Consider the following 7978-nt stretch of genomic DNA (forward strand, 5'->3'; position numbering starts at 1 on the left):
AGGCAGGCTTAAGAAGCCTTCTTAATGTTTGTACACTATTCTTTAGGAGCTGATTAGAGATGCAATTTCGTCAGTTGGGAAACAGCGGATTGAAGGTTAGTGAAATTAGTCTTGGAAGCTGGTTGACATACGGAGGATACGTAGAACGCGAAAATGCGATGAAAGCGATACAAACGGCCTATGGTCTGGGCATTAACTTTTTCGATACGGCAAACGTATACGAAAGAGGGGCGGCGGAGAAGCTGATGGGCGAGGCGCTGCGTGCCTTTCCACGCGAATCCTATGTTCTTGCGACAAAGGTGTTCGGCCAGATGGGCGACGGACCCAATGACCGCGGCTTGTCCCGCAAACATGTTAGGGAGCAATGCGATGCCAGCCTGAAGCGGCTTGGTGCGGACTATGTGGATCTGTATTACTGCCACCGCCATGATCCGAGCACGCCGCTCTATGAGACGCTCCGTGCGCTCGACGATCTAGTTCGTCAAGGCAAGGTGCTATATGTAGGCGTCAGCGAATGGACGACCGCCCAAATGGTGGAGGCGCATGCGATAGCGGACCGTTATTTGTTGGACCGTATCGTCGTCAACCAACCGATCTATAATATGTTCAATCGGTATATCGAGAAGGAAGTTATTCCTTACGGCGAACGAGGCGGCATCGGACAAGTCGTATTCTCGCCGCTCGCTCAAGGGTTGTTGACCGGCAAGTACAGCTCGGTGAACGAGCTGCCCGCAGACAGCCGTGCCGCGAAGCTCGATGGCATGCGCAAAAATGTAACCGAAGAGAAGATCAACAAAGTAATCGAGCTGGGCAAAGTAGCTTCCGAGCTTGAGCTGACAGTCGGTCAATTGGCGCTTGCATGGATTTTGCGGCAGCCGAATGTGTCGAGCGCGCTGGTTGGCGCCAGCCGTCCCGAGCAGGTTGAAGAGAACGCGAAAGCGGCCGGTATCGTGCTAAGCGCCGACGTGCTCGAGCGAATCGAACAAATTATAGCCGTGTAGGAGGGAGTAAGCGCAGTGCCTAAAGTAGTAGTAACAGGCGGAAGCGGGATGCTGGGCAAATGGGTGGTCAAGCATTTTGTAGAACAGGGGTATGAGGTCGTCAATGCGGATGTCAAACATCCGGCGGAGTCGCTCTGCCGAACCGTCATCGTCGATCTGAACCAACTTGGAGAAGTTTACGGAGTATTGGCCGKGGCGGATGCCGTCGTGCATTTGGCGGCTATACCCGTCGCTTACTCGCATCCTAACGAGGTAACGTTCCACAATAATGTGATGTCCACATATAACGTGCTTGAGGCTGCGGCGGGATTGGGTATACGCAAGGCCGTCATTGCATCTAGCGAATCGTCCTATGGAATCGTCTTTGCCCTTGAGCGGCTTGGGCCGCTATATGTCCCCGTCGATGAGGAGCATCCTCAGCTTCCGCAGGACAGTTACGGGTTATCCAAAATCGTTAATGAGCAAACGGCCGACATGATCCATCGCAGAACGGGCATGCAGGTGGTGTCTTTCCGACTGGGCAACGTAATAGCGCCAGAGGCATATGAGCGGTTTCCGTCCTTTATCCATGATCCCGAGCAGCGCGAGCGTATCTTGTGGAGCTATATCGATACACGGGATGCGGCGGAAGCCTGCAGGCTGGCCGTGGAAGCCGAAGGACTCGGAAGTGTGGCGCTTAATGTGGCGGCGGATGACTCCAGCATGGCGGTTTCGAGCCGCGACCTGATGGCTGCGCGTTTCCCGGAGGTCAAGGACTTCCGCAAACCGCTGGACGGTCATGAGTCGCTGCTGAGCAACGAGAAAGCCAAGCGGCTGTTGAACTGGCAACCGAAGCATGCTTGGCGCAATTATGTTTAGAGCTGAGCTTATCGTTTAACAAGAAAGGAGCAGTCGCCTAAGGCAGACTGCTCCTTTCTTGTTGTTTAGGAAATTATGGACCTCTAAGATTTGTGGATAACTTGTGGTGCGATTTGGTGCTTAAATAAATGGAAAGGGGGGTGAGCTCCTACACGGCATAAGGAGGTACGCTCCAAAGACAGCTAATCCGCTATAGTGTCATTCTAGGCAACTAATTAGTCTTGTACCAAGCGAGCTGCCTGTATAGTTCGATATCAGGCAACTAAACGGGCTAGTTTGGTGAGTGGGTGGTGAATCGGCCGAATTAGTTCGATGAAAAGCAACTATCGAGCTCGCAACCGTGTGGCAACTAAGATTAGTTCGATGAAATGCACCTAATAAGCTCTGTGACCGTCGGCTAGTACGATAATCCATTTGACTACACAAAATCCAATCAAACTCCGATATCTCCTCGTTCCTAGCTCTTTGACTGTATGAAATCCATGCAAAAGGCTGCTGCACCTCGACGAGAACCGAATGAATCGACAGTCTGCAAACCCAAAGCATAATTCGCGTTAAACCCTGCATACCTCCAACGGACAGTTCTCGCATTTGCATATTTGTCTTAAATAAGCAACATCTTTGACGAATATCGTTCCATGCTCGATGCTGATCACATCCTCCTTGCGCATATCGTTCAGAAGCCTATTCACGCTTTCGCGCGTGGCTCCAATCATTTCGGCCATTTCCGAATTGTTCATTTTTTTATCGATGCGGATCATGTTCCCTTGCTGGACACCATAAGAATTGCAGAGCCTGATTAACAGCGAACATAAGGCACCGGTCTTCCCGTAGAGCATCAGATCGCGAAACTTGGATTGCGTCATGCGATGCATCACGCCCATCCATTTCATGAAGGCGATAGCGAGATCCCTATGCTGCCATAGCAGCAGCTCGAGGTCCTTCTGCTCAATAATGCCAAACTCGGCATCTTCGATGACTTCCGCATTAAAGGTTTGAGTATTCGTTTGAAAAGGATCCATCTGCCCAAACAGGTCGCCCGCGTGGTGGAGATACAAGGTCATTTTGTTGCCGCTGTCCGTCGTTTTGGTAAGCTTTACGCGTCCTTTTTTTACATAATAAAGATGGTCCGCCGCTTCCCCCTCCCAAAACAAGTACGATCCCGACATTACAGTTTTGTTGTTCATAATGCTGCTCAGTTTGCTGAAGCTGTCAGGCGAGAAGAAAGCGTCAATCCCGTTGCTCCGATTCTCCGATTCATTCCCTTTCGATGTCTCTTTTTGCGTATATGCGTTAATGGCCATTCCAGCCATCCCCTCTCCGATTGTTTCTACCCTAATTTTACCTATTGCGATGTGAGGTGAGCATCAGGGGATCTCCCTATCTTTGAGGGGGAAAATCCCTGATTTATTTGTGATCAACGTCACAGCGTGCAGAGTACAGGGAGTGTTTTAATAGATGCAGAAGCTCGGCATAAGAAATCGGCGGAAAGGATGTGGGTGTGTATGGAGCAAATTCCATTACGGCGCATCGAACAGCTGGCGCTCAAGAAATACAAACTGTTCCATTCAAGCAAACTGCGCTATCTTCTGCGATCCATGCTTGCCAGCATGTTTATCGGGTTTGGCGTAATTGTGGCCTTCAAGACAGGCAGCTTCTTTTATACGGAACATTCTCCGCTTACGTATCCGATGGCCGCGATGACCTTCGGAGCCGCCATCATTCTGATTTCCTATGGCGGAGGCGATCTGTTTACCGGCAACACGTTTTACTATACCTACGCGGCGCTTCGCCGTCAGATGAGCTGGGCCCATGTGGGGAAACTGCTGACGGCAAGCTATATCGGGAACGTCCTCGGGGCTTGCGCGTTTGCGCTGCTTATATGGGGAACGGGACTGTTTCAATCCGCTGAGGTTAACGGCTTCCTGCTAAGCGTGGTGGAAAAGAAACTGCATGCGCCGACGATGGAGCTTTTTTTCCGCGGCTTATTGTGTAACTGGCTCGTCTGTCTGGCGTTCTTCATCCCGATGTCGTTAAGAGGAGACGGTCCCAAGTTGTTCGCGATGATGCTGTTCGTCTTCTGTTTCTTCATTTCCGGATACGAGCACAGCATTGCCAATTTATGCACGTTTGCTATCGCGCTTGTCCTCAACTATCCGGACACCATCACGTTTGGCGGCATGATCCATAATCTCGTTCCGGTCACGCTTGGCAATTTGTTCGGCGGCTCGGTGTTGATGGGCGCGATGTACTATTTTGTAAATAAACCAACCGAAGAGGAGCAATCAAAATGAAAAAATCCAAAGTTGTTGTCATTGGCGTAGGTGCTGTCGGTTCCACAACCGCGTACACGCTGCTGCTGAGAAGCCGAATGGACGAACTCGTGCTTATCGATGCGAACGTGAACAAAGCAGTCGGAGACGCGCTGGATATGAACCACGGGATGCCGTTTCTCGGCCAAGCGAAAGTATGGGCGGGAAGCTATGAAGACTGTAAGGACGCGGATATCGTCATTATTACCGCTGGAGCGGCGCAAAGGCCCGGAGAGACGCGGACGGATCTGTTGAAACGCAACGCGGCGATCTACGAAAGCATTATAACGGAGGTTTTAAAATATAACTCGGACGGCATTTTGCTGATCGCAACGAATCCGGTCGATATTATGAGCTACTTTACGTGGCAAAAGTCGGGATGGCCGATCAACCGGGTTATCGGCTCGGGAACGCTACTCGACAGCGCGCGTTTCCGATATTTGATCGGGCAGCAGCTGCACATCGACCCGCGAAGCGTACACGCGCACATTATCGGCGAGCACGGCGATACCGAGCTGCCGGTATGGAGCCTCGCTAATGTGGCAGGAACGAATTTCTCGCTTAGTGACACTGCGAAGTCCGAGATTTTCGCGAATACGAGGGATGCGGCTTATCAGATCATCGAGGCCAAAGGGGCTACCTATTACGCGATCGCGCTTGCGCTGGACCGTATCGTAACCGCCATTCTTCGCGATGAATCCGCCGTGCTTAATGTATCTACGCTGCTCGACAACTACCACGGCGTGTCCGATGTGTTCATGGGCGTGCCATGCATCGTAGACCGGCAAGGGGTTAGGGAAGTGTTGGATATCCGAATTAGCGAGGAAGAGAAGGCGCTTCTCCACCGGTCCGCCAATCACTTGAAAGAGCTCATTGAAACTGTCAAATAAACGAGAATAATCGAATAGCCCCTTATCTCGCGTTTCGGATAAGGGGCTATTTCTTAATCAAATCATGTTACAATTCGTATGAAGGGTGAATAACGATGAGAAATTTTGAAGCTGACACAATAAGCCGTGCCGTTCATTATATACGAGTTACTTCATTAAGCGACTTTACGGCATTGGCTCTCCCGATCGACGATGGCAGCAAGTACCGCTGGCAATATGCGAGCGGCAATATGAATCATCGTTATCGGCACATGATCGTTAAGCGAGGCAAGGGGCTGCCAGGCATGGCCCTTCTATTAGGGCGAAGCTTGATCAAGGATATTGCATCGAAAGAAGCAAACAAACCTCGCTTCGAATGTTCATTAATGCTGGCCGAGGGCCTTCACACGGCGGCAGCTATTCCGATTCCTGATGGATTCGGGGCTGCCGGCGTTCTAATGGTTGGCGTACGTCATCCTCACAGCTATACGGATACTAATCTTATCTATCTGGAGCAGTGTGCTATCGAGCTTTCGAATCTAGTAGAGATCTCCAGATACAAAACATAATCGGAGGGGAACTATGATTAAGCTTTGCATTGTCGACGACCATGCGATGGTACGATCCGGGCTTAAAATGCTGTTGAACGAAAAAGAACGTATAACGGTTATCGGCGAGGCATCGGAAGGTGACGAAGCGATTAAGCTTGCCTTGCTGTTGAAGCCTGATGTTGTGTTAATGGATCTCAGCATGCCCCATGGCAAGGACGGCTTAACCGCGACCAAGGAACTTAAGCAGCTGCTTCCTGCTGTAGCGGTTCTCATCCTTACGATGCACGACGATGACGAGTACTTGTTCCAAGGCATTCATGCCGGCGCCTCAGGCTACATATTGAAGAGCGCTCCCCATGAAGAGCTGCTGACCGCCATTCGAACGGTAGCCGAAGGCAACGCCTATTTGTATCCGACAGCAACCAAGCGATTAATGAGTGAATATTTGGAGCGTTCCGCAGTTGGCGACAACGGAAGAGCATTGGATATGCTGTCAGACCGAGAGAAGGAAGTTGTATCTTTGGTCGCCAAAGGCTACAGCAACAAAGAAGTCGCCGAGCAGCTCGTCATTAGCATAAAGACTGTCGAATCCCACAAAGCGAATGTGATGGATAAGCTTGGATTAAAGACAAGGCCTGATTTGGTCAGGTATGCGATGAAAAAGGGGCTGTTGCACTTTGAATAATCCGGGTTGGGAGGAGAAACGTCCAGAGGTCATCGGACAGCGCATCACCGCTTTAATCGCCAAGCTGGATGAGCATATAGAGGATCCCGCCGTTAGAATAGAGCTGAAGCATGCGCTGCTTCACCTCGCAGATATCAAGCTTGCGTTAAATGAATCGTCCATCGTAGCCGTCACCGACCATAAAGGCATCATCCAATACGTAAACGATAAGTTTTGCGAAATATCAAAGTATGAACGCGAGGAACTGATGGGCAAGGATCATCGGATCATCAATTCGGGTTATCATGGCAAAACTTTCATGAACGAGCTTTGGAGATCGATTGCCTCCGGAAGCGTCTGGCGCGGCGATATTAAGAACCGGGCCAAAGACGGCAGCTATTATTGGGTGAATACGACGATCGTTCCTTTCCTTAACGCGAAAGGGAAGCCGTATCAATATTTAGCCATTCGCAACGAGGTGACCGAACTGAAGCGCGTGCAGGAGGAGCTTCAGCAGATGATGAAGCAGGTTATGATCGTTCAGGAAGAGGAACGCAGAAGATTATCCCGCGAGCTGCATGACGGTATTGGACAGAGCTTGTTCTCGCTTCTGATCGGCATGGATAAGCTGATTCAAGACGGTTCGCTAGACGACGCGGAGCGTCTTCGTACAAGCGTATCCCATCTGATGGAAGACGTCCGCAGCCTTGCTTGGGAATTGCGTCCTTCTGTGCTAGATGATCTAGGCGTAGTGCCTGCTATTCGTACGTATACGGACAATTTCACGAATCATTACGGCATTGGGGTCAAGCTAGATATCCATTTGCGCAGGCGGTTAGGACCTCAGGAAGAAACAACGATTTATCGGATTATACAAGAAGCGCTGACGAATATCGGCAAGTACGCCGATGTTGATGAATGCTGCATTACGTTATCGGATTTGCCTGACCGGATCGAAGTGAACGTCGTGGATGAGGGCAAAGGCTTTCAACGCGATAGCAGCACCAAAGGAGTGGGGCTGTTCAGTATGGAGGAGCGTGCTCGCGCGATAGACGGCCAATTAGTCGTTCAATCACAACCCGGCCAAGGGACGAAAATCCTATTGATCATACCCAAAAAATCTTGAATAGAGAAGGCCCGGATCATCCCGCATAGGATGATCTKGGCCTTTTTTAAAATATAAGAAAGTATAAAATTGTACGTTTATACTAGGCTTATATTTCATCCGCGAAACGTTAGCTTACGCCGTCAGAGGACGGCGATAGCCGTTTACGCTTGGAGCTAGATGATTAATTCATGTCCGTTGGGCGGTTTTGCGGATTGCGTTTGAACAGGTTGTTGAACGCTTTGTTAAGCAACGGAAGGACGTAGCGGTCTAATCCGTAACGGCCGCCGTTGATGCCTGCCACGACGACCAGCATGCCTAGCAGCATCAGCCATGGGTTCGTGCTAACGGTGCCGGCGAACACGAACATGAAGTTCATCAGCAATCCGAAGAAAGCGGCGGCGGCGGTCAGTGCTCCGAGTATAAGACCGAGGCCTACTAGAAACTCGCCGAGTGGGATCATTACGTTGATGAGCTTGACGTTCGGCAGCGCGAAGTTTTCTAGAAAGGCGTTAAAGGTCGGATATACCGCTTCGCCGGTTGCCTTATCCATTACCGGAGTTTCGATCGCCTTATTCAGGAACCCCGTTGCATCGAATCCGTCCGTTAGTTTGTGCC

Annotated in this window: 9 protein-coding genes; 7 read left to right on the forward strand and 2 right to left on the reverse strand. The window is 50.6% G+C overall.

Annotated elements, in window-relative coordinates:
• Positions 1 to 59 precede the first annotated feature (59 nt).
• Together AB4Z33_RS05100 and AB4Z33_RS05105 are read left to right on the forward strand one after the other, a co-directional pair.
• On the forward strand, positions 60 to 1001 hold the full coding sequence (locus AB4Z33_RS05100) for an aldo/keto reductase family protein (protein ID WP_442048887.1): 942 nt from the start codon (positions 60 to 62) through the stop codon (positions 999 to 1001).
• Between the two features lie 15 nt (positions 1002 to 1016).
• Positions 1017 to 1859: an NAD-dependent epimerase/dehydratase family protein gene (locus tag AB4Z33_RS05105; RefSeq protein ID WP_442048888.1), complete on the forward strand. Its 843-nt coding sequence runs from the start codon at positions 1017 to 1019 to the stop codon at positions 1857 to 1859.
• Between the two features lie 554 nt (positions 1860 to 2413).
• On the opposite strand, the gene AB4Z33_RS05110 is transcribed toward AB4Z33_RS05105, so the two are convergent.
• Complete coding sequence (locus AB4Z33_RS05110; RefSeq protein ID WP_442048889.1) at positions 2414 to 3163, reverse strand: Crp/Fnr family transcriptional regulator; 750 nt, start codon at positions 3161 to 3163, stop codon at positions 2414 to 2416.
• A gap of 201 nt (positions 3164 to 3364) precedes the next feature.
• On the opposite strand from AB4Z33_RS05110, the gene AB4Z33_RS05115 reads away from it, so the two are divergent.
• From AB4Z33_RS05115 to AB4Z33_RS05135, 5 genes are all read left to right on the forward strand, one after another.
• Positions 3365 to 4153, forward strand: a complete 789-nt coding sequence (locus tag AB4Z33_RS05115; RefSeq protein WP_442048890.1) for a formate/nitrite transporter family protein — start codon at positions 3365 to 3367, stop codon at positions 4151 to 4153.
• The gene (locus tag AB4Z33_RS05120; RefSeq protein ID WP_442048891.1) at positions 4150 to 5061 is read left to right on the forward strand and encodes an L-lactate dehydrogenase; all 912 of its coding nucleotides are present in this window, start codon (positions 4150 to 4152) and stop codon (positions 5059 to 5061) included. Before AB4Z33_RS05115 ends, AB4Z33_RS05120 begins: the two co-directional genes overlap by 4 nt.
• Before the next feature lie 95 nt (positions 5062 to 5156).
• The gene (locus AB4Z33_RS05125; protein ID WP_442048892.1) at positions 5157 to 5609 is read left to right on the forward strand and encodes a GAF domain-containing protein; all 453 of its coding nucleotides are present in this window, start codon (positions 5157 to 5159) and stop codon (positions 5607 to 5609) included.
• Positions 5610 to 5622: 13 nt separating this feature from the next.
• Positions 5623 to 6276, forward strand: coding sequence for a response regulator transcription factor (locus AB4Z33_RS05130; protein ID WP_442048893.1), 654 nt, complete (start codon positions 5623 to 5625; stop codon positions 6274 to 6276).
• Positions 6269 to 7381, forward strand: a complete 1113-nt coding sequence (locus tag AB4Z33_RS05135; protein WP_442048894.1) for a PAS domain-containing sensor histidine kinase — start codon at positions 6269 to 6271, stop codon at positions 7379 to 7381. The genes AB4Z33_RS05130 and AB4Z33_RS05135 overlap by 8 nt, the downstream gene beginning before the upstream one ends.
• Positions 7382 to 7544: 163 nt before the next feature.
• Here the strand turns inward: AB4Z33_RS05135 and AB4Z33_RS05140 are convergent.
• Positions 7545 to 7978 (reverse strand): DoxX family protein (locus tag AB4Z33_RS05140; protein ID WP_442048895.1); only part of this gene is annotated, 434 nt, incomplete at its 5' end.

The sequence above is a fragment of the Paenibacillus sp. 2TAB19 genome, from assembly GCF_052115185.1.
Taxonomy (GTDB): Bacteria; Bacillota; Bacilli; order Paenibacillales; family Paenibacillaceae; genus Pristimantibacillus.

Coding starts and splice junctions, on each gene's coding strand:
- AB4Z33_RS05100 (WP_442048887.1), top strand. CDS start 60: ATGCAATTTCGTCAGTTGGGAAACAGCGGATTGAAGGTTAGTGAAATT.
- AB4Z33_RS05110 (WP_442048889.1), bottom strand. CDS start 3,163: ATGGCCATTAACGCATATACGCAAAAAGAGACATCGAAAGGGAATGAA.
- AB4Z33_RS05115 (WP_442048890.1), top strand. CDS start 3,365: ATGGAGCAAATTCCATTACGGCGCATCGAACAGCTGGCGCTCAAGAAA.
- AB4Z33_RS05120 (WP_442048891.1), top strand. CDS start 4,150: ATGAAAAAATCCAAAGTTGTTGTCATTGGCGTAGGTGCTGTCGGTTCC.
- AB4Z33_RS05125 (WP_442048892.1), top strand. CDS start 5,157: ATGAGAAATTTTGAAGCTGACACAATAAGCCGTGCCGTTCATTATATA.
- AB4Z33_RS05130 (WP_442048893.1), top strand. CDS start 5,623: ATGATTAAGCTTTGCATTGTCGACGACCATGCGATGGTACGATCCGGG.